General features: G+C 64.5%; 21 protein-coding genes and 1 other RNA gene. 19 read left to right on the top strand and 3 right to left on the bottom strand.

The annotated features are described in order from the left end of the window. The first annotated feature begins 190 nt into the window (after nt 1–190). The 16 genes from ACR65J_RS13140 to ACR65J_RS13065 all read left to right on the top strand — a co-directional run bounded on the left by ACR65J_RS13140 (nt 191) and on the right by ACR65J_RS13065 (nt 15,446). On the top strand, nt 191–1,414 hold the full coding sequence (locus tag ACR65J_RS13140) for a TadA family conjugal transfer-associated ATPase (protein ID WP_440169552.1): 1,224 nt from the start codon (nt 191–193) through the stop codon (nt 1,412–1,414). Beyond that, complete coding sequence (locus ACR65J_RS13135; protein WP_440169549.1) at nt 1,411–2,268, top strand: type II secretion system F family protein; 858 nt, start codon at nt 1,411–1,413, stop codon at nt 2,266–2,268. Before ACR65J_RS13140 ends, ACR65J_RS13135 begins: the two co-directional genes overlap by 4 nt. Beyond that, the gene (locus tag ACR65J_RS13130) at nt 2,268–3,206 is read left to right on the top strand and encodes a type II secretion system F family protein (protein ID WP_440169546.1); all 939 of its coding nucleotides are present in this window, start codon (nt 2,268–2,270) and stop codon (nt 3,204–3,206) included. The genes ACR65J_RS13135 and ACR65J_RS13130 overlap by 1 nt, the downstream gene beginning before the upstream one ends. A 76-nt stretch (nt 3,207–3,282) precedes the next feature. After that, nucleotides 3,283–3,579, top strand: a complete 297-nt coding sequence (locus ACR65J_RS13125; RefSeq protein WP_440169616.1) for a hypothetical protein — start codon at nt 3,283–3,285, stop codon at nt 3,577–3,579. Between the two features lie 3 nt (nt 3,580–3,582). Continuing rightward, a complete protein-coding gene (locus tag ACR65J_RS13120; RefSeq protein ID WP_440169540.1) occupies nt 3,583–3,999 on the top strand; it encodes a TadE family protein in 417 nt (138 codons plus the stop codon). 214 nt (nt 4,000–4,213) lie between these two features. Next, a complete protein-coding gene (locus tag ACR65J_RS13115) occupies nt 4,214–4,624 on the top strand; it encodes a hypothetical protein (RefSeq protein WP_440169538.1) in 411 nt (136 codons plus the stop codon). Then, entirely contained in the window at nt 4,621–5,067 is a 447-nt protein-coding gene (locus tag ACR65J_RS13110) for a pilus assembly protein TadG-related protein (RefSeq protein WP_440169535.1), read from the top strand. Before ACR65J_RS13115 ends, ACR65J_RS13110 begins: the two co-directional genes overlap by 4 nt. Before the next feature lie 47 nt (nt 5,068–5,114). Beyond that, nucleotides 5,115–6,230: a peptide chain release factor 2 gene (gene prfB / locus ACR65J_RS13105; RefSeq protein ID WP_440169531.1), complete on the top strand. Its 1,116-nt coding sequence runs from the start codon at nt 5,115–5,117 to the stop codon at nt 6,228–6,230. A gap of 188 nt (nt 6,231–6,418) precedes the next feature. Continuing rightward, nucleotides 6,419–7,207 (top strand): cell division ATP-binding protein FtsE, encoded by a 789-nt coding sequence (gene ftsE / locus ACR65J_RS13100; RefSeq protein ID WP_440169529.1) that lies wholly within the window; start codon nt 6,419–6,421, stop codon nt 7,205–7,207. Beyond that, entirely contained in the window at nt 7,204–8,118 is a 915-nt protein-coding gene (gene ftsX / locus ACR65J_RS13095; protein WP_224026502.1) for a permease-like cell division protein FtsX, read from the top strand. Before ftsE ends, ftsX begins: the two co-directional genes overlap by 4 nt. Nucleotides 8,119–8,145: 27 nt before the next feature. Beyond that, nucleotides 8,146–9,576: a peptidoglycan DD-metalloendopeptidase family protein gene (locus ACR65J_RS13090; protein WP_440169526.1), complete on the top strand. Its 1,431-nt coding sequence runs from the start codon at nt 8,146–8,148 to the stop codon at nt 9,574–9,576. 81 nt (nt 9,577–9,657) lie between these two features. Continuing rightward, nucleotides 9,658–10,131 carry an SsrA-binding protein SmpB gene (smpB, locus tag ACR65J_RS13085; RefSeq protein ID WP_043453530.1) on the top strand — a complete coding sequence of 158 codons (474 nt, stop codon included), beginning with the start codon at nt 9,658–9,660 and terminating at the stop codon, nt 10,129–10,131. A gap of 73 nt (nt 10,132–10,204) precedes the next feature. Continuing rightward, nucleotides 10,205–10,573: a transfer-messenger RNA gene (gene ssrA, locus ACR65J_RS13080) on the top strand. Between the two features lie 143 nt (nt 10,574–10,716). After that, nucleotides 10,717–11,181 (top strand): pyridoxamine 5'-phosphate oxidase family protein, encoded by a 465-nt coding sequence (locus ACR65J_RS13075; RefSeq protein WP_440169523.1) that lies wholly within the window; start codon nt 10,717–10,719, stop codon nt 11,179–11,181. A 57-nt stretch (nt 11,182–11,238) separates the two neighbouring features. Continuing rightward, nucleotides 11,239–14,424 carry an HAD-IA family hydrolase gene (locus ACR65J_RS13070; protein ID WP_440169521.1) on the top strand — a complete coding sequence of 1,062 codons (3,186 nt, stop codon included), beginning with the start codon at nt 11,239–11,241 and terminating at the stop codon, nt 14,422–14,424. Then, nucleotides 14,421–15,446 (top strand): ATP-dependent 6-phosphofructokinase, encoded by a 1,026-nt coding sequence (locus ACR65J_RS13065; RefSeq protein ID WP_440169518.1) that lies wholly within the window; start codon nt 14,421–14,423, stop codon nt 15,444–15,446. Before ACR65J_RS13070 ends, ACR65J_RS13065 begins: the two co-directional genes overlap by 4 nt. A 59-nt stretch (nt 15,447–15,505) precedes the next feature. Here the strand turns inward: ACR65J_RS13065 and ACR65J_RS13060 are convergent, their stop codons facing one another. Next, entirely contained in the window at nt 15,506–16,525 is a 1,020-nt protein-coding gene (locus tag ACR65J_RS13060; protein ID WP_440169515.1) for a zinc-dependent alcohol dehydrogenase family protein, read from the bottom strand. 36 nt (nt 16,526–16,561) lie between these two features. Beyond that, the gene (locus ACR65J_RS13055) at nt 16,562–17,032 is read right to left on the bottom strand and encodes a pyridoxamine 5'-phosphate oxidase family protein (protein WP_440169512.1); all 471 of its coding nucleotides are present in this window, start codon (nt 17,030–17,032) and stop codon (nt 16,562–16,564) included. A 146-nt stretch (nt 17,033–17,178) separates the two neighbouring features. Here ACR65J_RS13055 and ACR65J_RS13050 point away from each other — a divergent pair, with 146 nt between their 5' ends. After that, nucleotides 17,179–18,036 carry a hypothetical protein gene (locus ACR65J_RS13050; RefSeq protein WP_440169510.1) on the top strand — a complete coding sequence of 286 codons (858 nt, stop codon included), beginning with the start codon at nt 17,179–17,181 and terminating at the stop codon, nt 18,034–18,036. 10 nt (nt 18,037–18,046) lie between these two features. Continuing rightward, on the top strand, nt 18,047–19,102 hold the full coding sequence (locus tag ACR65J_RS13045) for a zinc-dependent alcohol dehydrogenase family protein (RefSeq protein ID WP_440169508.1): 1,056 nt from the start codon (nt 18,047–18,049) through the stop codon (nt 19,100–19,102). Between the two features lie 33 nt (nt 19,103–19,135). Here the strand turns inward: ACR65J_RS13045 and ACR65J_RS13040 are convergent, their stop codons facing one another. Continuing rightward, nucleotides 19,136–19,600: a pyridoxamine 5'-phosphate oxidase family protein gene (locus ACR65J_RS13040; protein ID WP_440169506.1), complete on the bottom strand. Its 465-nt coding sequence runs from the start codon at nt 19,598–19,600 to the stop codon at nt 19,136–19,138. A 154-nt stretch (nt 19,601–19,754) separates the two neighbouring features. Here ACR65J_RS13040 and ACR65J_RS13035 point away from each other — a divergent pair, with 154 nt between their 5' ends. Next, nucleotides 19,755–20,738 (top strand): S1C family serine protease, encoded by a 984-nt coding sequence (locus tag ACR65J_RS13035; protein WP_440169504.1) that lies wholly within the window; start codon nt 19,755–19,757, stop codon nt 20,736–20,738. Nucleotides 20,739–20,782 lie beyond the last annotated feature (44 nt).

Raw genomic sequence — 20,782 nt, 5'->3', positions numbered from 1 at the left:
AGTGATCCTGATGTTACTTATGTGAATCCTGTGCTTACCCGTATCGAATCCTGAGGCCCGCTGGAGCCAATCTTGAGGTTGCTGGTTTATCCACACGAGGAGATGAGGGCTTGTTGCGGTGGGGCAAGCTCCCTAGGCTGTAGCCCAGTCGCACTGCCTCCGTCGGGGGGCCAGTTGTATGGGGGAACATATGGACGCGCTGGGGATTGTCGAGGATGAAGTCCGCGAGCTCATCCGCCGCCGCGGGCTGGACCCGCTCAGGCAGTCGGGCGAGGTCCGGCGGTTGGTCGAAGCGGCGGTGACCGATTATGACGAACGCGCCTTGATGGGACCCCTGCCACCCCTTGGTCCCCTTGAAGCAGCCCGCCGGTTCCTCTTCGACGCCGTCGCAGGTTTCGGTGTACTTCAACCGCTCCTTGATGACCCGTCAATCGAGGAAATCTGGCTCAACGCACCCAACGAAATCTACGTGGCCCGCAATGGCGAGTCAGAGCTGACGTCGCTGAGCCTTACCGAACAGCAGGTACGCGATCTCGTGGAGCGCATGCTCAAAAGCTCTGGCCGGAGACTGGACATGTCGTCGCCGTTCGTCGATGCCGCACTGCCTGACGGCTCGAGGCTGCACGTGGTGATTCCAGATGTAACCCGCCGCCACTGGGCAGTGAACATCCGCAAGTTTGTGGTGAAGGCCAGCCGACTGGAACACCTGGTGGAGTTGGGAACGCTGACGCCACAAGCCGCACGCTTTCTCGGTGCGGCTGTGTCCAGCGGCCTCAACATCCTTGTGTCCGGGGCAACCCAGGCCGGTAAGACCACCATGCTGAACTGCCTGGCCGCCAGCATCGGAAGCCGGGAACGTGTCATCACCGTCGAGGAAATTTTTGAACTCCAATTTCCACTCCGGGACGTTGTCGGTCTTCAGTGCCGTCAACCGAACCTCGAGGGTGAGGGGGAAATTCCGCTCCGCCGCCTGGTGAAGGAAGCGCTTCGGATGCGTCCGGACCGGCTGGTGGTGGGGGAAGTACGCGAAGCCGAGAGCCTGGACATGCTCATCGCCTTGAATTCGGGGCTTCCCGGAATGTGCACCGTCCACGCGAACTCGGCACATGATGCAGTCACCAAAATCTGCACGCTCCCACTGCTGGCGGGGGAGAACATCTCCAGCGCTTTCGTCGTTCCCACGGTCGCATCCTGTATTGATCTCGTAGTGCACTGCAGCAGGCACGCTGACGGGCGGCGGCAAGTCACCCAAGTCCTGTCGCTGGGCCGCCGCGTGGAGAACGGCATCATCGAATCGTCATTGGTTTTTGGCCTGGAGAACGGCGTCCTGCATCCACGTGCCAACGCCATGCCTTCGGCGGAAAAATTTTCACGGGCCGGGTATGACGTCGCCGCCCTGCTGGATCCGCGATGATCTCCGCGCTGGTGGGAGCCGTGGCGGGGGTTGGCCTCTTCCTCATTTGGTGGTCCTGTTGGGAAACACCTGACCTCGGAAGCCGGGCGCGCAAGCCAAGCCGCGTGGCTGACCTCCTGGCGGCCGCCGGAGTCGACAAAGTCTCGGTGCGCGGCCTGCTCGCGACATGCCTTGGGCTTGGGATCTTCGTGGCACTCCTCTTCTACGCGCTGAGCCGTTCCTGGCCTATTGCCGGCTGCTTTGGCCTCTTCGGCACCTGGCTGCCGATCACCATCCTCCGCTGGCGGGCCAGGAAAAGGACGGCGATGCTACGCCAACTTTGGCCCGATGTCGTAGATCACCTCCGGTCTGCGATCCGGGCGGGCCTGCCCCTGCCTGAGGCCCTGATCCAGCTTGGCGACAAGGGGCCCGAGGAACTGCGGCCCGTCTTCCGCGAGTTCGGCGCTGATTACCGCGCAGGTGGGCAATTCGACGGTTCCCTGAACAAGCTGAAGCAGCGGCTTGCAGACCCCGTGGCTGACCGGATCATCGAGGCACTACGGCTGACGCGGGAAGTTGGCGGCTCCGACCTGGGGAAGCTCCTGGGCACACTGGCCGAATTCCTGCGGGAAAACGCCAGGACCCGCAGCGAGCTCGAGGCGCGGCAGTCGTGGACTATCAATGCTGCCCGGCTCGCCGTTGCGGCGCCATGGATCGTGATGATCCTCCTCGCGACCAGGACGGAAGCAATCCAGGCCTACAACACGCCCATGGGTGCGGCAGTACTGCTCGGGGGCCTGGTGGTCTCGTTGGTGTGCTACACGGTCATGCTGAAGATCGGGGCCCTGCCGCAGGACGAAAGGGTGCTTCGATAATGTTCCCTTCCCCTTCGGCGTTGGTTTGCGGAATCGGTCTTGGCGTCGGATTGTGGCTCGTGATTTTCCGGTCTCCGCCGATGCGCGCCATGACATTGTCGGACCGGATCGAGCCCCAGCTGAAGTCGCAGAACCTGGAGTCGCGACTCCTGCGCGCCGGCGAGCAGAACCTGACACCGTTTGGGCCCCTTGAACGGATCCTCCGTCCCGTCTTCCGGGATTGGCTCTCCGTCCTGGGGAAACTTAGCCCCTCACCTGGCGCGACCGCGCGGCGCCTGGCGCAGGCAGGGATCAACAAGTCACCGATCGACTTTCGCGCGGAGCAGCTGCTGTGGGCCACGGCCTGCTTCGTTGTCTCGCTGACCGTCATCCTGATTGGCGCCGCAGCGGGCAGGTTCAGCCCTTTCCTCGCGGCCGCGGTGATCATTGGCAGCGCTGCAGCGGGCTTTGTCCTGCGGGACTACTGGCTCGGCGCCCAGGTCCGGCGGCGCGAAGGCCGGATGATGGCAGAATTCCCCAGCCTTGCCGAACTGATGGCGCTGGCGGTGGGTGCGGGGGAGAGCGCGACAGGCGCCCTGGACCGGGTCTGCCGGAGCGCGAAGGGCGAACTGTCCAAGGAATTCTCGAAAATACTTGCAGAGACCAGGGCGGGCAAGCCCCTCGTCATGGCCTTGCAGGAGTTCTCCGCGCGCACCGACCTTGCGCCGCTGGTCAGGTTCGTCGACGGGATCATCGTAGCGGTGGAAAGAGGAACGCCCCTCGCAGACGTGCTCCGCGCCCAGGCGCAGGATGTACGCGATTCAGCGAAACGCGACCTCATGGAAGCTGCGGGGAAAAAGGAAATCGCAATGATGGTGCCGCTGGTGTTCGGAGTGCTTCCCCTGACCGTGGTATTCGCGGTCTTCCCCGGTCTCGCGGCAATCAACCTGGGCTTCTGATGAAGAGCAAAACCCGAAGCCCGTACTGCAGCAACACCTGCAAGTCCCCTCAGAGAAACAGGAACAGGACGCAATGATGAAAACCATGGGAATCCGCTGGGCGATGCTGCTTCTTGCCCTTGCGGCTTTGCTGCAGCTTCAGATGGTCCGGGCGGTTCGCCCTCACCCGCGTCAGGCCGCACAGCGCGAGGACGGGCCCGATCACGGACAGCAGACCCCGGCAACCGAAAGCGATAATCCGGAGCGCGGCGACGTACCGGGCTGGGTGATGATCACCTTGATGTCTGCAGTCCTTGTCGCAGCCCTGCTGGCACTGGCAGGCCCCGCACTGGAAACCATGTTCAACCAGGCAATGGACAAGGTGGGGAACTGAACCATGGGGAGGTCCGCGCCCCGGCCGCTGGAGCAGCCGGGGCTCTGCCCGGCAGGCGAGCGGGGTTCGGCCGTTGTGGACTTCGTCCTGGTTGGCGGGCTGCTGACCATGTTCTTCCTGGCAATAATCCAGCTGACCCTGGTCCTGCACGTCAGGAACACCCTCATCGATGCTGCTGCGTCCGGGGCGCGTTATGGAACCCTTGCTGACCGCAACGCCTCGGACGCCGAAGAAAGGACCCGCAGCCTCATAAGCATGGCCCTTAACCCGGGCTTCGCCGAACAGGTCAGTACCCAGGAGGTCAGTGTCCAAGGCATGCGGACCCTGGAAGTTACAGTCCGCTCTCCACTGCCTGTCATTGGTCTCATTGGACCGCGGAACCAGCTGGAGGTGAAAGGACATGCTGCTGTTCAGCCCTGACCCAGCCAGCTTCAAACCAATGACCGGCTCGAAAACTATGCCCGGCTGCAAAACAGGCCCCCGCCCCAATCCGCTGCTGGGCTCCACGGCACACGCACGCTTCCGTACCCGCCTGGCTGATGCACTCTGCCGGGAGCGGACCGGGGACGGTGACCCGGCGGACAAATTCCAAAACTCCGCACCAGTCCAAAGGGAGGACGGGAAACAGCCGGGCATGGATCGTGAACGGGGCAGCGCAGTGGTCGAATTTACGTTCCTGGCACTCCTGCTCATGGTTCCGCTGGTGTACTTCGTGATCACTGTCGGACAGATCCAGGGAGGCTCCTTCGCCGTGGTGGGCGCGGCGGACCAGGCAGCGAAGGTCTACGTGGCCCAGCCTGATGCTTCGACCGCCCAGGCCGCGGCCGAGCAGGCGGTGGCACTTGCCCTCTCCGACTTCGGTCATCAGGCAGATCGGGCCAGCATGAGCACCGCCTGCAGTCCCGCTGACTGCCAGGCGGCGGGCAGTACGGTAACGGTAACGGTCAGCCTGAGCGTTCCCCTGCCGTTTATGCCCTTCGCCGAAGGGTTGTCCGCCACAGAGGTTCAAGCATCCTCCTCCCAACTGGTAGGCCGGTACCGATGAAGAGCAGGGAACCGGACGAGAACGGCCAGTTGATGGTCATGATCCTCGGCTACGTTGTCCTGGCGCTCCTGGTGGCTACGGTGGTCATCGGCATTTCCGCCGTTTACCTGGAGCACAAACGCCTGCTCTCCCTGGCGGACGGGGCATCGCTTGCTGCCGCCGACAGCTACACCCTGGGCGAAGTCTCAACACAGGGCGGCAGCCCCTCGGCGGTCCTCAACCCTGCCCGCGTCCGGAACGTCGCAGCCGACTTCGTCGCAAGGAGCCCGGCCTCGCAGCGTTTCTCCGGCCTTGCGGTCGCCGGGGCGACGGGCACGCCGGACGGTTCCACCGCCGTCGTGGTCCTTACGGCCGCCGTCCACCCACCTGTGGTGAACTTCCTCATTCCACACGGCATCCCCATTGAGGCGACGTCCACCGCGCGCTCGCGGTTGACCCGGTAGGACGCCGGGGCGGCCAGGATTCGGCAATAGCGTAGGCTTAAACCACCATGGCCAATATTGATTTTTCCGCTGAGATCCGCGCGCTTCGCGCCACCTACGAGTCCATCGAACGCGTTACCGACGTGGAGGCGCTCAAGGAAGACATCGCCGAACTCAGCGAGCGGGCGGGGGAGCCGAACCTTTGGGACGACCCCGCGGCCGCGCAGAAAGTCACCTCCCGGCTCTCGCACCGCCAGTCCGAACTGGAACGCCTCACCAGCCTCGAGGCCCGGATCGACGACCTTGAGGTCCTGGTGGAACTCGGGCAGGACGAGGACGACGCCGATTCGATGGGGGAGGCCGCGGCCGAACTCGAATCCATCAAGAAGGCACTCAAGGACCTGGAAGTGGTCACCCTGCTGTCCGGCGAATACGACGAACGCGAAGCTGTGGTTTCCATCAGGGCCGGTGCGGGCGGCGTGGATGCCGCGGACTTCGCCGAAATGCTGCTGCGCATGTACCTGCGCTGGGCTGAGCGGCACGGGTATCCCACCACGGTCATGGACACCTCATACGCGGAGGAAGCCGGGCTGAAATCAGCCACCTTCGAGGTGAAGGCACCCTATGCATTCGGCACCCTCAGTGTGGAAGCCGGCACCCACCGCCTCGTCAGGATCAGCCCGTTCGACAACCAGGGCCGCCGCCAAACCTCCTTCGCGGCAGTTGAAGTCATCCCGCTGATCGAGCAGACAGACTCGATCGAGATCCCGGACAACGAAATCAGGGTGGACGTATTCCGTTCATCCGGCCCGGGCGGGCAGTCGGTCAACACCACGGACTCCGCGGTCCGCCTCACCCACATCCCCACCGGCACCGTGGTTTCAATGCAGAACGAGAAATCCCAGCTGCAGAACCGCGCGGCTGCCATGCGCGTGCTGCAGTCCCGGCTCCTGCTGCTGAAAAAGGAACAGGAGGATGCGGAAAAGAAGGCGCTGGCCGGCGACGTAAAGGCCTCCTGGGGTGACCAAATGCGCTCCTATGTCCTGAACCCCTACCAGATGGTGAAGGACCTGCGCACCGAACACGAAGTGGGCAACACGTCCGCAGTGTTCGACGGCGAGATCGACGATTTCATCGACGCGGGCATCCGCTGGCGTACTGACAACCGCAACGCCGAAAAGTAGGCAGTCCTCCGCCCGCCCGCCGGCTGATCCGGCGACACGCCCCGGAAAGCCCGCCCAACCACCGGGCATGCTGCGTATAGTCGAGGGGCCGGGGCCCTACCTTCCCCAAACGAAAACCCGTGCACCGGCTGCAGAACTGGGCTGCATCAAATGAAGGATCAGCCGTGCCCTGCAGGGTACTTAGGGCCATGATTCGATTCGAAAATGTCACCAAGGTTTACGACCAGAAAGCCCGTCCGGCACTGGATTCCGTCAATCTTGAGATCGACCGCGGGGAATTCGCCTTCCTCGTCGGCGCGTCCGGTTCCGGGAAGTCCACGTTCCTCCGGCTGGTGCTGAAGGAAGACCGCGCCACCTCCGGGGCTGTCTACGTCGCCGGCCAGAACGTCGCCAAAATTTCCAGCTGGCGCGTTCCCCGCCTCCGCCGCGGCATCGGCGTCGTCTTCCAGGACTTCCGCCTCCTGCCCCAGAAGAACGTGTTCGCCAACGTCGCCTTCGCCATGCAGGTCATCGGCAAGAGCCGCAGCGTAATCCGCGACACCGTCCCCGAGGTCCTCAAGACAGTAGGGCTCGAAGGCAAGGAACACCGCATGCCGCACGAGCTTTCCGGCGGCGAGCAGCAGCGCGTTGCCATCGCCCGCGCCGTGGTCAACCGGCCCGGGATCCTCCTCGCGGATGAACCGACAGGAAACCTGGACCCCACCACCTCCATGGGAATCATGGGCGTGCTGGACAAGATCAACCAGAACGGAACCACCGTGGTGATGGCCACGCACGACGATGACATCGTCAACGAGATGCGCAAGCGGGTGGTGGAGCTGAAGAACGGCGTGGTGATCCGCGACGAAGCCAGGGCCCTGTACACCTCGATGATCCCCGTCGTCGGCCAGTCCCGGCGCCTGAAGGACGCCAGCGGCAGGGAAACGCCCGACGCCGGCCTGCCGCGCAACGGTGCCGAAGGCGAGGCCCAGCGGTGAGGCTTGCATTCATTCTTTCCGAGATCGGCAGCGGCCTGCGCCGCAACCTTTCCATGGTGGTCTCAGTCATCCTGGTCACGTTCGTGTCCCTCACGTTCGTGGGCGCGGCAGGCATGCTGCAGATGCAGATCAACCAGATGAAGGGCTACTGGTACGACAAGGTCCAGGTGGCCATTTTCCTCTGCAGTGAAGGTTCGACGGCGCCCGGTTGCGCGTCCGGGCCCGTCACCCCCGAGCAGCAACAGGGCCTGAACGCGCTCCTGGAATCGCCCGCCGTGGCCCAGTACATCAACGACTTCCAGTTCGAGTCCAAGGATGAGGCCTACAAGCACTTCAAGGACCAGTTCTCCAACTCGCCCATCGTTGATTCCGTGACGCCGGACCAGCTGCCGGCATCGTTCCGGATCAACATGAAGGACCCGGAGAAGTACCAGATCATCAGCGAAACGTTCTCGTCCCAGCCCGGCGTGGAAACGGTCATCGACCAGCGCCAGCTGCTTGAACGCCTCTTCTCGGTGATGAACGGAGCCTCCCTGGTGGCGGTGGGCATCGCAGGCGTCATGATCGTTTGCGCGATCCTGCTGATTGCCACCACCATCAGGCTCTCCGCATTCAGCAGGCGCCGGGAGACCGGAATCATGCGGCTGGTCGGCGCCTCCAAGACCGTCATCCAGCTGCCGTTCATCCTCGAAGGCGTCATCGCGGCGGTCATCGGCGCAGCCCTGGCCTCCGGCACGCTGTGGGCAGTAGCTCAGTTCTTCCTGGGCGACTACATGTCCCGCCAGTACCCGGACACCGCTTTCATCTCGTCCGGCCAGACCCTGATCCTCGCACCGGCGCTGCTGGTCCTTGGCGGATCCTTGGCAGGAATTTCGTCTCTCTTGACCTTACGTAGATATTTGCGCGTTTAGGCTGTGCACACCGACCAAGGAATGCCCATGAATTTAACTGATCCAGCCTTGTCCCGTCCCCGGCGCAGCCGCGGGCGGTCCGCTGCGCGCCGGTTGGGCTTCGTCAGCGGCGTGCTCACCGTCATCCTTTCCGCCGGCCTTGCCGTTGCCACACCCATCGCCTTCGCGGACGACCTCGAAGACCGCAAAGCCGCGCTCGAGGCCGAAGCCGCGCGCGTCCAGGCGTCCCTGGAGTTCGTCGATTCCCGGATCGCCAAGGCAGCCAGCGACCTGGTGATCTACCAGGGCCAGCTGCCGGGCGCCCAGCAGGCCCTGCTTGAAGCCCAAGGCCGGGTGGCGGGTGCCGTCAAGGAAGTCGAAGCCCTTTCGGCCCGCGTGGACATGGCCCAGCAGAACAAGGCCAAGATCACCCAGCAGCTGGAAACGGACAAGCAGAAGATCGCGGACACCAAGAAACTGATTGGCCAGATCGCCACCCAGGCCTACAAGTCCGGCGGTGTCCCTTCCAACCTGTCGCTTTTCTTTGGATCCAACAGCGGCAGCAGCCTCACCGAGACCATGGACCTCGCCGACCAGGCCATGCGCAGCCAGAACGCGGCCATGGACAAGCTCAGCCAGCAGAACGCCACCAACGTCAACTCCGAAGCCCGACTCCAGGCCGTGGAAGCGGAGATTAAGGACCTCAAGGCCAAAGCCGATGCCGCCCTGGAGCGGGAGAAGGCAGCCCGCGATGAAGCGGCCGCCAAAAAGGCCCAGGTTGACCAGCTGATTGCCGACACCACCCGCCTCGACAATGAGCTCCAGGCGGCCAAGCCCGGGATCCAGGCCCAGCTCGCTGGCGTGCAGGCCAACCAGAACCAAGTAGCCAACGAAATTGCCGAACGTGACCGCAAGGCCCGCGAGGCGTGGGAAGCCGAGCAGCGCCGGCAGGCTGAAGCGGCAGCTGCAGCTGCTGCCGCGGCAGCCGCGGCAGCGAACCGCCCCGCCCCGCCCGTCCAGCCGTACGTACCCCCGGTGGCCGGTTCGCCGTCGGCCTTTGGCCTCCGCCATCCCTTCGACGGCAGCATCCCCATCACCTCGGGCTTTGGCTACCGCACCACTCCGCCGGGAACGATCGACTTCTACGGCACCGGCGGCTACATGCACACCGGCATCGACTTCGGTGCCGCCTGCGGTACCCCCGTGTATGCGGCGGCTGCCGGGGAGGTCTTCAGCTCGGGGTGGAACTCCGCCGACGGTGGCGGGTGGCGCGTCAAGATCGACCACGGCGTGATGCAGGGCAACACCCTGACCACTATCTACTACCACAACTCGAGCATCGTGGTCTCGAACGGCCAAAGGGTCTCGCAGGGCCAGCTGATTGCCTACTCGGGCAGCACCGGCAACTCCACGGGCTGCCACGCCCACTTCGAAACCTGGCTCAACGGCAGGGCTGTGGACCCGATGGGGCTGCTGTAGGGCAGAAACCCCTGCCGTAGACTGGTATAGCTCCGTGCCGAAGGCCCGGAGGAACCCGACCTGAACCTGAGGAGTTTTTCCGTGCCGAAAGAAAGTGGCCGTAAGGTGGTGGCCACCAACCGCAAGGCCCGGCACGACTATCACGTGCTGGACACTTACGAGGCCGGCATCGCACTGATGGGCACCGAGGTGAAGTCCCTGCGCGAGGGCCACGCCTCGATGGTGGACGGATTCTGCACGTTCTACAACGACGAACTGTGGATGGAAGCCATCCACATTCCCGAGTACAACCAGGGCAGCTGGACCAACCACGCTGCGCGCCGCCGCCGTAAGCTGCTGTTGCACCGCGAGGAGCTCATCAAGATTTCCCGCAAGGTCCAGGAAGCCGGTTACACCATCGTGCCGCTCCAGCTGTACTTCGTGGACGGCCGGGCAAAGGTGGAAATCGCCGTTGCCCGCGGTAAGCGTGAGTATGACAAGCGGCAGACGTTGCGGGAACAGCAGGACAACCGTGAGGCCCAGCGCGAGATGCGCGAGCGCAACCGCCGCCGGTAGGAATTATTTCGGCAGGGCGTGCGTTAGTATGGATAGTCCGGCAGGCTTGCCAGCCGGTTTGGTAACAAAATACGGGGATGATCGGTTTCGACGGTGTTAGTCGCGACAGGTGAAGCGGGCCGAGGATGCAGAATTATCTCGTAAACGCTTTCTGCAAACCAATAAGTGCCGAATCTAAGCGCACTGACTTCGCTCTTGCTGCCTAAGCAGTAAGACAGTCCGTCAGCCCGGGGTTGCTATCGCCCCGGATCCTGGCGTCATTTAGATAGCCACTGCTGTTTGCTCCCGTCATCGGAGTAAACGGGACTTTTAGGTGACTGGGCCCGGATCAGCCAGCTGTTTGCAGCATGGCTGGGGCCGAGAAAATCCGACGCAAACTGCGCCCGGAGAAGCCCTGACAACACGACATCGGACGGGGGTTCAATTCCCCCCATCTCCACCCTGGCGGGCCGGACATCCACAGGATGCCGGCCCGCTCCGTAAAACACCCCGGTCTTCGGACCGGGGTGTTTTTCTTTGCGGTGATCCACGCCCGGGCCCAAATGCTCTAGCGGGGCGGCCCGGCAGGCCGGTACCGTCCACTCTATGCACAACGACCCGCCGCAACCGCCCACTGAAGTATTGGAGGCCGGCACGTGCTGGGACCTCCTGCACGGTGTGTCCGTCGGCCATCTGGCCGTGCTGGTGGACGGATATCCGGAAGTCTTCCCGGTCAACTACAGAGTGGATCAACAGTCGGTGATCTTCCGCACGGGGGAAGGAACCAAGCTTCGGGCAGCCGGGGGACCACTCGCCGTCGCGCTTGAAGCCGACGGCCATGACGACGCCCAGGCATGGAGCGTGCTGGTCAAAGGCAAAGCCGTCATCCTGGAGCCCTCAGCGGAACTCCTGGCGGGCCCCGGCCTCACGCTGTTTCCCTGGCAGGCCGGAGAAAAAGACCACTTCGTCCGGATCGTCCCCACCTCCGTCAGCGGAAGGCGCTTCACCATCACCTCCCCGCTGACGTGGTGGAACCATGTGGGCCAATCCGCGGGCAGGAACACTGCGTAGCCGGCGGCAGGCCCATCGCCCCTTTGCTGAACGCGTCCTTGCTGGTACCACTGACCTATGATCGCGTCTCCCACCGCCGCCGCTGCCAGGCCTCCGTTTGACGCCGTCATTTTCGACCTCGACGGGGTGGTCACCAACACCGCATTGGTCCACCAGGCCGCGTGGAAGGACGCGTTCGACCGGATCCTGAAGGACCCGAGGATCCCGCCGGGTACCAACCGTGCCCCGCTCAGCAGGGCAGACTATCTCAGCTTTATCGACGGGATGCCGCGGGAGGAAGGGGTGGTGCGCTTCCTTGCAAGCAGGGGAGTGCACCTGGAGAAGGGGCACGAGACAGATGAGGCCGGAGCCTGGACCGGATTCGGCCTGGGCCGGTGGAAGAACGCACTGTTCCTGGAACACCTCCAGCGGGACGGGGTCCAAAGCTACCCCGGGACGCTGCAACTGCTGCAGAGGCTTGCAGGCGCGGGAGTGCCCACGGCCGTGGTCACGTCAAGCCGGAACGCAGCATCGGTCCTGGAAGCGGCGGGCATTCAGGGCCTGTTCACCGTGGTTTTGGATGGAACCACTGCGGCGCGCCTTGGGCTGCAGGGAAAGCCGGCCCCCGATGCCTTTTTGGCGGCCGCAACGAGGCTGGGAGCCGCGCCGTCACATGCCGTGGTAATCGAGGACTCCGCTGCCGGTGTTGAGGCAGGGCGGCGGGGCGGCTTTGGCCTCGTGGTGGGAATCGACCGCACCGGCAACCGCAGGCAGCTCGAAGCCGCGGGCGCCGGGACAGTCCTCAATGACGTGGGGGAGCTGGACCTGGGCCAGGTCATCGGCAATGCCTGGCACCTCGTGTTTGAAGGATTCGACGCCGCACACGAGGGCCACCGGGAAGCCCTGACTACCCTTGGCAACGGCTACATGGGCGTCCGTGGAGCGGCTCCCGAGGGCGGTCCGTCCAGCTACGCCGGCATGTACCTGGCCGGTGTCTACAACAGGGTCAGGGCCAGGTCCGCCGACGAGATGCTGTTGGAAGAACACATGGTCAACGCACCCGACTGCCTTCCCCTTGACCTGCGCCTGGAGGGCCGGCAATGGTGGTCGGAGAGCGGAATGGCAGTAGTACGCGAGCGCAGGGTCCTGGACCTCAAAAGGGCGGTGCTGGAACGAAGGCTGATCTTGGAGGACCCGGACCGGCAGCGCCTGGAAGTGGTGCAGACCCGCTTTGCGTCCATGGCCGAACCCCACCTGCTGGCCCTTCAGACGGTGATCACCGCACTGGGCTGGAGCGGAACGGTGGAAGTCCGCAGCGGGATCAACGCCGGTGTGCGCAATGCCAACCTGCCCGAACGCGCCCAAGGGTCCGATGTCCACCTGGCGGACAGGACAACCTCCCAGCGCCCGGACCAAAACCCGGCCCCTGACGCGACGTCCGTGGTGGAAGTGGAAACAACCCAAAGCCGCATCCGCATCGCCGCTGCGTACCGGATCAATGCGTCCCTCGAGCCGGCGGGAACCGAGTCAGGCAGGAAAGGGGCTTTCCATTTCCGGACCCTCCGGCTTTCCCTTGATGCCGGTACCGCAGTGCGGATCACCAAGACAGTGGCGGTGGTGACCTCCCGCGACCGTGCCATCTCCTCGCCGGAAACGGGTGCCCGTGCGGTGCTTGAGCGTACCGGCGGGGACTTCCATGCGCTGTTGGCAGCGCATGAGGAGGCATGGCGGCGCGAGCTCCGTCCGTTCCTGGTGGAGATTGACGCGCCGGTCCAGGTGCGCCTGGTCCTCAACCTGCATATCTTCCATCTCCTGCAGACACTGACACACCATACGGCCGAACTCGATGCAGGCGTCACGGCCCGGGGACTGCACGGTGAGGGCTACCGCGGCCATGTCTTCTGGGATGAGCTGTTCGTCCTCCCGGTACTCACCTCAAGGACTCCCGATATAGCCCGCGCGGTCATCGATTACCGGTGGCGGCGGCTGCCCGCGGCCCGTCACGCCGCAGCTGCAGAGGGACTGGAAGGGGCCAAGTTCCCCTGGCAAAGCGGCAGTGACGGCACCGAGGAGACACCCAAATGGTTGTACAACGAAAGGTCCGGCAGGTGGGTCAGGGACCACTCGCACCTGCAGGTCCACTCCGGCCTGGCCGTCGCCTTTAATGCCTGGCAGTACTTCCAGGCCACCGGAAACAAGATCTGGCTCCTTCAGAAGGGCGCGGAGCTGGTGATCGAGGTTGCACGGTTCTTCAGCTCCCTGGCCGACTACGACGAACAGGGCGGCAGGTACCACCTGCGGAACGTGGTGGGACCGGATGAGTACCACACGGGCTACCCCGGCCGCGACAAGCCCGGGCTGGACGACAACGCCTACACCAACGTCATGGCGGCGTGGGTCTGCTCCCAGGCGGCAGGCATCATGTCCTTCCTGCATGGCAGTGAGCGCGCCGGACTCATGGAACGCCTTGGCGTCACCGACGAGGAAACAGCCCGATGGACACACATGGGGACCGCAATGTACGTCCCTTTTCACAGCGACGGCGTCATGAGCCAGTTCGAAGGCTACGGGGAGTTGAAGGAACTCGACTGGGAACACTATCGGGACAGGTACGGCGATATCGAACGGTTGGACCTCATCCTCGAAGCCGAGGATGATGCAACCAACTGTTACAAACTGGCCAAGCAGGCGGATGTCCTGATGCTCCCGTACCTCCTGGGGCACGAGGGGCTGATCGCCATTCTTCAGAGACTGCAATACGGTTTCACCCAGGACCGGCTCAACCAGACCATCGAGTACTACCTCGCCAGGACCGCCCACGGCTCCACCCTGAGCCGGGTGGCGCACGCATCTGTACTGGCAGGCCTGGACGCGGACCGGGCATGGGACAGCTTCAGGGAAGCACTCGACGCCGACCTCGACGATACCCAGCACGGCACCACGCGCACGGGTATCCATCTGGGCGCAATGGGCGGGACCATCGACGTGGTACAGCGCAGCTTTGCCGGGCTGCGGTTCAGCGGGGAGACCATCCTGTTCGCTCCCAACCTCCCGACGGGCCTCCGGGCCGTCGCCTTTGAGGTTCTGTACCGGGGCCACCGCCTCCGGGTCAACCTCAAGGACGGGCACATGAGCATCGCTTCCGCACCCGGTGACGCCGGCCCCATCACGGTGCGCGTGTACGGCAATGACGTGGTCCTTCCGCCCGGCCGGACCCGGCAGTTCCCGCTGCCCGTACGTGAACCGGGGGTGGCGGCATCGTGAAGCGCTTGGGGATCCTCACCAGCGGAGGCGACTGTCCTGGGGTCAACGCGGTCATCCGCGGAGCGGTGCTCGCCGGGGACGTTGCGCACGGGTACGAATTCCTGGGTTTCCGGGACGGGTGGCGCGGCGTCCTGGAACAGGACGTTGTTCCGTTACCAAGGGCAAGTGTGCGGGGCATCTCGCGCCTGGGCGGCACCATCCTGGGTACGTCCAGGACCAACCCGCTGGTGGGGAAGGGGATCGACGGCGTACGCGACAGCTTCCAGCGCAACGGGCTTGACGGACTGATCGCCATCGGGGGAGAGGGTACCCTTGCGGCAGCCCGCGAACTGTGCGGACAGGGCATCAATGTCGTAGGGGTTCCCAAAACCATCGACAATGACCTCGGCGCCACCGACTATACATTTGGCTTTGATTCAGCTGTCCAGACTGCCACCGAGGCCATCGACCGCCTGCGGACCACAGGTGAATCGCACCACCGGTGCATGGTCGCCGAAGTCATGGGCCGCAACGCGGGCTGGATAGCACTGCATGCAGGAATGGCCTCCGGCGCACATGCCATCCTGGTACCCGAACATCCCGTCTCCCTGGACCAAGTTTGCTCATGGGTGGTTTCAGCCCGTGACCGCGGCAGGGCACCCCTCGTGGTGGTGGCCGAAGCCTTCGCCCCCGAGGGCCACCCAGCCCCTTACGCTCCCCGCGGCCTGGATACTTTCGGACGGCCGCGCCTGGGAGGCATCGGACTGCTGCTTGAAGGAGAACTGCAGATAAGGACCGGCATCGAAACCCGGGCCACAGTGCTGGGCCACATCCAGCGAGGCGGCGAACCCACAGCCTTCGACCGGGTCCTTGCCACCAGGCTGGGCATGGCTGCTGTCGAGTCCGCGGCGGCAGGACGCTGGGGCACGATGGTGTCGCTCCGTGGCACCGACATCGTGACCGTAGGCCTGGAGGAAGCGCTGGGAGCACTGAAGGTGGTGCCGGAGGCACGCTACCAGGAAGCCGCGGTCCTGTTCGGCTGATCGTCTTCGGCTGACCATCGCTCCGGGAGTGGCTGCCGGAGGAGTCGCTGCTGGAAGGACTATTCCGGCCGGACCCGCAGGATGGCCGATCCCGTAATCCTGTCGGCGGCCAGGTCTTCCAACGCCTTGTCCGCAGCCTCGAACGGGTAGGCCGTGGTGGTGAGGGCCAGGGAAAGCCTGGCGGCGAGGGTCAGGAACTCGCGCCCGTCGGCCCGGGTATTGGCTGTCACGGAGCGCACTTGGCGTTCGAGGAAGAGCTCCCGGCCGTAATCCAGGGCAGGAATGGTACTCAGGTGGATTCCCGCGATGGCCAAGGTCCCACCACGGTCCAGGGCACGCAGCGCGACCGGAACCAGGCCGCCCACCGGAGCAAAGAGGATGGCGGAATCGAGCGGTACCGGTGGGTCGTCGTAGGCGTCCCCCGCAAACGCGGCTCCCAACTCCAGCGCGAGTGCCCGGGCACTCTCAGAACGCGTCATCACGAACACAGTGGCGCCCTGTCTGAGCGCAAGCTGGGCTGTGATGTGCGCGGAACTGCCAAAGCCGTAGATGCCCAGGCGCCCACCGACGGGCAGGGCGGCACGCTTCAGGGCCCGGTATCCGATGATTCCCGAACACAGCAGCGGAGCGGCCTGTTCGTCGGTGAAGGCGGACGGGATCGGGTAGGCAAAATCCTCTGCGACAGTCAATTGCTCGGCGTAGCCGCCGTCCCTGTCCCAGCCGGTAAACACCGGCGACACGCACAGGTTCTCGTCGCCCCGGCGGCAATAGTCACAGCTGCCGCAGACACCGCCGAGCCATGCCACGCCGACCCTGTCGCCTGCCTTGAACCGGGAACAGTCCGCACCCGTTTCGATGACGACGCCGACTGCCTCGTGCCCGGGCACCACCTGCGGGTGCCGCGGTGGCAGGTCCCCTTCCGCGAGGTGGAGGTCCGTCCGGCAAACGCCGCAGACGGTTACTTCCACGAGGATTTCGCGGGCCGCCGGCCTGGGGGCGGTACGGCGCCCCAGTACCAGTGGCCGGGTTGGTATGAGGCCGGGCTCGTTCACCCACCATGCGCGCACTGGAGCTACCACCGGGTTCTGCTGACTTGTCCCCTTCTGGCTTCCCGTTTATTCGAAGCCGGCGCGGGTAGCGTCGTCCAAGGGCGTCTGCCACAGAAGGGGGGCGCCCATGGTGAAGCGCCTTCCCGTTACCGATTCCGGCGTAATGCGGATGAAGTGCTCCTGCCCCACGCCCTGCCAGGGAAACAAGGCACGCCGGATGTTGTCCAGGTCAGGCCCTGTGGGCACCGTCTCGGCAGCCTTGCCCTTGACCACGACGCTCCATGCAAGGCCGAATTGTGCGCTGACAGCATCTGCTTCCAGCGCCACGGTGGCGTCCGACTGGATGGCCTGCTGCTTGGTGCCGGCACCGGTTCGAAAAACCAGCGTTTGGCCGTCCACCTTGTAGTTGACGGGAAAGACATCGGGATGGCCATCGGCGATGACGGCCAGCCGCCCCACCCCGGTCTGGCCGAGGAGCGTCCAGCACTCTTCCGCATCGAGGATTTCCGGCACAGGTATGTTCGTGTTGTCAGTCATAGGCCACAGCGTAGGCAACTCTCCGGCGCCCGGAAAGGGCATAAAGGCCCGGCGGAGGGAAGGACCTATGGCACTGGGGGCCCTGCAGGCGCAATGGGACTGTGTGGAGGAGACCCGGAATACTGATCGCTTGTGGGAAGGTGGCCATGCTGAAGCATCTGTTCCTCAACCGCCTGCTCTGGGCTGTTACAGGACTGCTGGCGCTGTCAGCAGCTGGGACCGGAGTTTTGCGGCCGGGAATCTATGATGCAGTGGTCAGCAGCGAACTTATCCCGGGCGCTTACTCCCAGGACCTGCTTTCGGTGGCGGCCGGGCTTGGATTGCTGTACCTGTCATACGCTGCAAGACCCGACAGGCCCAAATACCAGATCGTCGCCCTTGGACTCCTTGGCTACCTGTTTTACGCGTACGGGATCTACGTCATTGAGCGGACATACAACGGCCTGTACCTGCTGTACATGGCGGTCTTTGCCCTGTCCTTTTGGGCAATGGTTACGGCTGGATCCACCCTTGATCCCGCGCTCCGAACGGTGTCACTGCCCCGGGCGATGCGGATTGCGTCGGCGTCCGGGGCGGTCCTGCAGCCACTGATCTTCTATCCACTCTGGATCGTGATGCTCCTGCCCCTGATGCGGACCGGCGAGCAAATCGATTCCCTCTACTCAATCTTTATCCTGGACCTTTGCTTCATCATGCCCGGGTTCTTGATGCTGTCCTTCCTGACGTACCGGAACCACCGCACAGGCTTGTTGCTCCTGCCGGCCTTGTACGTCCTGGGCTTCACCCTCATCTTCTCGCTGGCGGTGGGTGAACTGGTCAAACCCCTTTTCGGCACCGTGCCCAGCCAGGCAGCCCTCCTCCCGGCCCTGGCACTTTCGGGGCTCTTCCTTGTGCTTTTGATCCTGCATCTGGCCCAACTTCGGACAGAACGGCCAGCACCGGAAAGCCCAACTGCTGCACCTTCGCCCTATCCCAGGTTCACGCCAAACCGGCCTTCATCCTAAGGAGAATCCCATGAAAGCACTCGTCTATGGCGGACCCGGGGAGAAGTCCTGGACCGACGTCCCGGACCCCCGGATCCAGCAACCCGGCGACGCCATTGTCAAAGTCGACACCACCACCATCTGCGGCACGGACCTGCACATCCTCAAAGGTGACGTTCCCGCCGTCGAAAAGGGGCGCATACTGGGCCACGAAGGCGTGGGCACCGTCGTCGAAACCGGCCCATCCGTCACTGGCCTGAAGGTCAATGACCGGGTCATCATCTCCTGCATCAAGTCCTGCGGCCACTGCGCGAACTGCAGGACCGGGCTCTACTCACACTGCCTGGGCGGGGAGGGGCAGGAAGGCACCGGATGGATCTTTGGCCATCTGATCGACGGGACCCAAGCGGAGTACGTCCGCGTTCCCTACGCCGAGAACTCGCTGCACCTGCTGCCCGCGGGTGTCAGCGATGAACAAGCGGTGATGCTGTCCGATATCCTTCCCACCGGGTTTGAAATCGGCGTCCAGTACGGCCGGGTGAAGCCAGGTGACAGCGTGGCGGTGGTGGGCGCCGGGCCCGTGGGACTGGCCGCGATCACCACCGCCGGGCTCTACGGTGCGGCGACGGTGGTTGCCATCGACCTGGACGCCAACCGCCTCCAGAAGGCAAAGGAGTTCGGCGCCACGGACACTGTCCTCTCGGGCAGCGGCGACTGGAAGGAACAGGTCCTGGCCTTGACCGGCGGCCGCGGCGTCGACGTCGCCATCGAGGCAGTGGGCGTCCCCGCCACGTTCGCCATGTGCACGGAGATCGTGCGGCCCGGCGGATCCGTGGCCAACGTGGGGGTGCATGGAAAACCAGTGGAACTGCACCTGGAAGATCTTTGGATCCAGAACATTAACATCAGCATGGGCCTGGTGAACACCAACACGACGCCCATGCTGCTCAAGCTCGTGGCCCAGGGAAAGATCAGGGCAGAGAAATTCGCCACGCACCACTTCGGCTTTGATCAGTTCCTCGACGCCTACGACACCTTCTCCCGGGCCGCCGAGACCAAGGCGCTCAAGGTGATCCTCACGTCGTGACGCCTGGCTGGAACAGCGGAGGGCCGCCAGGACCTACAGCCAGTCCGCGGAGAAATCGACCGGCGGCCACCACCGCGTGCGTGACCTGACGGCGAAACGGCGTCCGGTGATGTCCGTGGGGGCGATGACGACCAAATGGTCCTTGATACCCGGCTCCCAGGGCTCCCGGTCGGCATCGCCCTCCGGAAGGGCCATCCGGGTTTCATCGAACGGTTCCGGCCTGCCCTTGGCCACCACGCTCCAAACCTCAGTGGCGTACGGGTTGAGCCCATCAACCTCAAGCGCCGCAACTGCGCCGCTGAGCAGGGCGCGCAGCTTGGTGCCCGGCGCGGTGCGAAACACCAGCGTTTCCCCGGCAACGGAGAAATTCACGGGGAAAATCTCGGGAACGTCACCATTGATGACCGCCAGCCGGCCGATGTAGGAGGACCGAAGATACCGCCAGCATTCGTCAGGATTCAACAGTTCGGTTTGGGAACCGGCGGGGGAATCAGTCATGCTACCGATCCTAAAGCCTGGACAACAGCCACGCACGGGTGCCGCGTTCACCCAAGGCGTAGCCGGCGCGGGACTGGATTCCGGCCCTTCATCGTTGACTTCCGTAAGGCCCCCTGAGGGCACCCGAGAGCGGAACTACATCCGGAGGTGCGCCATGGAACAGGCGCAGGAACCCATGCCAGCGGACACAGACGACGTCCTGGACTCGTACTCGCAGACGGTGATGCGGGTAGCGGCGGCAGTCACACCCCACGTGGCAGCCATTGAAATGACGGCGCAGCGGCGCAATGGACGGGTCAGGGTGGGCGCAGGCTCCGCAGTCCTCTTCACGGAGGACGGCTACCTGCTCACAAACTCCCACGTGGTGGCCGGCACCCGGCAAGGCTTCGCGGTCTTCGGCGACGGCAGCAGGATGGAGCTGGAACTGGTGGGCGCGGACCCCTTGTCCGACCTTGCAGTGGTGAAAGGTTCGCGGCCCAGGGTCCGCCCCGCGGAGTTCGGCGCGGCGGAATCCCTCCGGGTGGGCCAACTGGTGATCGCAGTCGGAAACCCGCTGGGACTGGCCGGCTCCGTGACCGCAGGGGTGGTCAGCGGCCTGGGCAGGGCCATTCCGGTTTGGTCCGGCGGCAACCGGCGGGTCATCGAGGACGTGATCCAGACAGACGCTGCCCTGAACCCCGGAAACTCCGGCGGTGCGCTGGCGGACACCCACGCCAGGATCGTGGGCATCAATACCGCAGTGGCCGGTGCCGGACTGGGGCTGGCCATCCCCATCAACGCGACCACCCGGAGGATCATCTCGGCGCTGCTGTCGGATGGAAGGGTGCGCCGCGCCTACCTTGGCCTGGTGAGCACTCCGATGCAGCTCGGTTCGAGCGCTGTGATCCGTACAGGGCTGCGCGAAGGGCTCCGTGTCGTAGAGGTGCTGCCAGGTTCTCCGGCGGACAAGGCGGGCCTGGCGGCAGGGGACGTCATCGTCACCGCCGGCAGCCGTCCCGTCAGCAACGCCGAAAGCCTGCAGCGCCTGCTGTTCGCCGATGCCATCGGCCAGCCCCTCGACCTGGCCGTGCTGCGCGACGGCGCCGAGCTCCACCTGACGGCCGTTCCCGAGGAAATGACGGCCAACGGCACTGGCTGACGTTCGACGGCGGCCGCACCGGGGCCGGCACGTACCGAAGGCGA

The organism is Arthrobacter sp. SAFR-044 (genome assembly GCF_059414985.1).
The sequence above is the reverse complement of the archived record's forward strand: the minus strand, read 5'-3'. Positions and strand labels throughout refer to the sequence as shown.

What these genes read in the sequence shown, in the direction of transcription:
- ACR65J_RS13140 (WP_440169552.1), top strand. Translation starts at nt 191, where the DNA reads ATGGACGCGCTGGGGATTGTCGAGGATGAAGTCCGCGAGCTCATCCGC.
- ACR65J_RS13135 (WP_440169549.1), top strand. Translation starts at nt 1,411, where the DNA reads ATGATCTCCGCGCTGGTGGGAGCCGTGGCGGGGGTTGGCCTCTTCCTC.
- ACR65J_RS13130 (WP_440169546.1), top strand. Translation starts at nt 2,268, where the DNA reads ATGTTCCCTTCCCCTTCGGCGTTGGTTTGCGGAATCGGTCTTGGCGTC.
- ACR65J_RS13125 (WP_440169616.1), top strand. Translation starts at nt 3,283, where the DNA reads ATGAAAACCATGGGAATCCGCTGGGCGATGCTGCTTCTTGCCCTTGCG.
- ACR65J_RS13120 (WP_440169540.1), top strand. Translation starts at nt 3,583, where the DNA reads ATGGGGAGGTCCGCGCCCCGGCCGCTGGAGCAGCCGGGGCTCTGCCCG.
- ACR65J_RS13115 (WP_440169538.1), top strand. Translation starts at nt 4,214, where the DNA reads ATGGATCGTGAACGGGGCAGCGCAGTGGTCGAATTTACGTTCCTGGCA.
- ACR65J_RS13110 (WP_440169535.1), top strand. Translation starts at nt 4,621, where the DNA reads ATGAAGAGCAGGGAACCGGACGAGAACGGCCAGTTGATGGTCATGATC.
- prfB (WP_440169531.1), top strand. Translation starts at nt 5,115, where the DNA reads ATGGCCAATATTGATTTTTCCGCTGAGATCCGCGCGCTTCGCGCCACC.
- ftsE (WP_440169529.1), top strand. Translation starts at nt 6,419, where the DNA reads ATGATTCGATTCGAAAATGTCACCAAGGTTTACGACCAGAAAGCCCGT.
- ACR65J_RS13090 (WP_440169526.1), top strand. Translation starts at nt 8,146, where the DNA reads ATGAATTTAACTGATCCAGCCTTGTCCCGTCCCCGGCGCAGCCGCGGG.
- ACR65J_RS13075 (WP_440169523.1), top strand. Translation starts at nt 10,717, where the DNA reads ATGCACAACGACCCGCCGCAACCGCCCACTGAAGTATTGGAGGCCGGC.
- ACR65J_RS13070 (WP_440169521.1), top strand. Translation starts at nt 11,239, where the DNA reads ATGATCGCGTCTCCCACCGCCGCCGCTGCCAGGCCTCCGTTTGACGCC.
- ACR65J_RS13055 (WP_440169512.1), bottom strand. Translation starts at nt 17,032, where the DNA reads ATGACTGACAACACGAACATACCTGTGCCGGAAATCCTCGATGCGGAA.
- ACR65J_RS13050 (WP_440169510.1), top strand. Translation starts at nt 17,179, where the DNA reads ATGCTGAAGCATCTGTTCCTCAACCGCCTGCTCTGGGCTGTTACAGGA.
- ACR65J_RS13045 (WP_440169508.1), top strand. Translation starts at nt 18,047, where the DNA reads ATGAAAGCACTCGTCTATGGCGGACCCGGGGAGAAGTCCTGGACCGAC.
- ACR65J_RS13040 (WP_440169506.1), bottom strand. Translation starts at nt 19,600, where the DNA reads ATGACTGATTCCCCCGCCGGTTCCCAAACCGAACTGTTGAATCCTGAC.
- ACR65J_RS13035 (WP_440169504.1), top strand. Translation starts at nt 19,755, where the DNA reads ATGGAACAGGCGCAGGAACCCATGCCAGCGGACACAGACGACGTCCTG.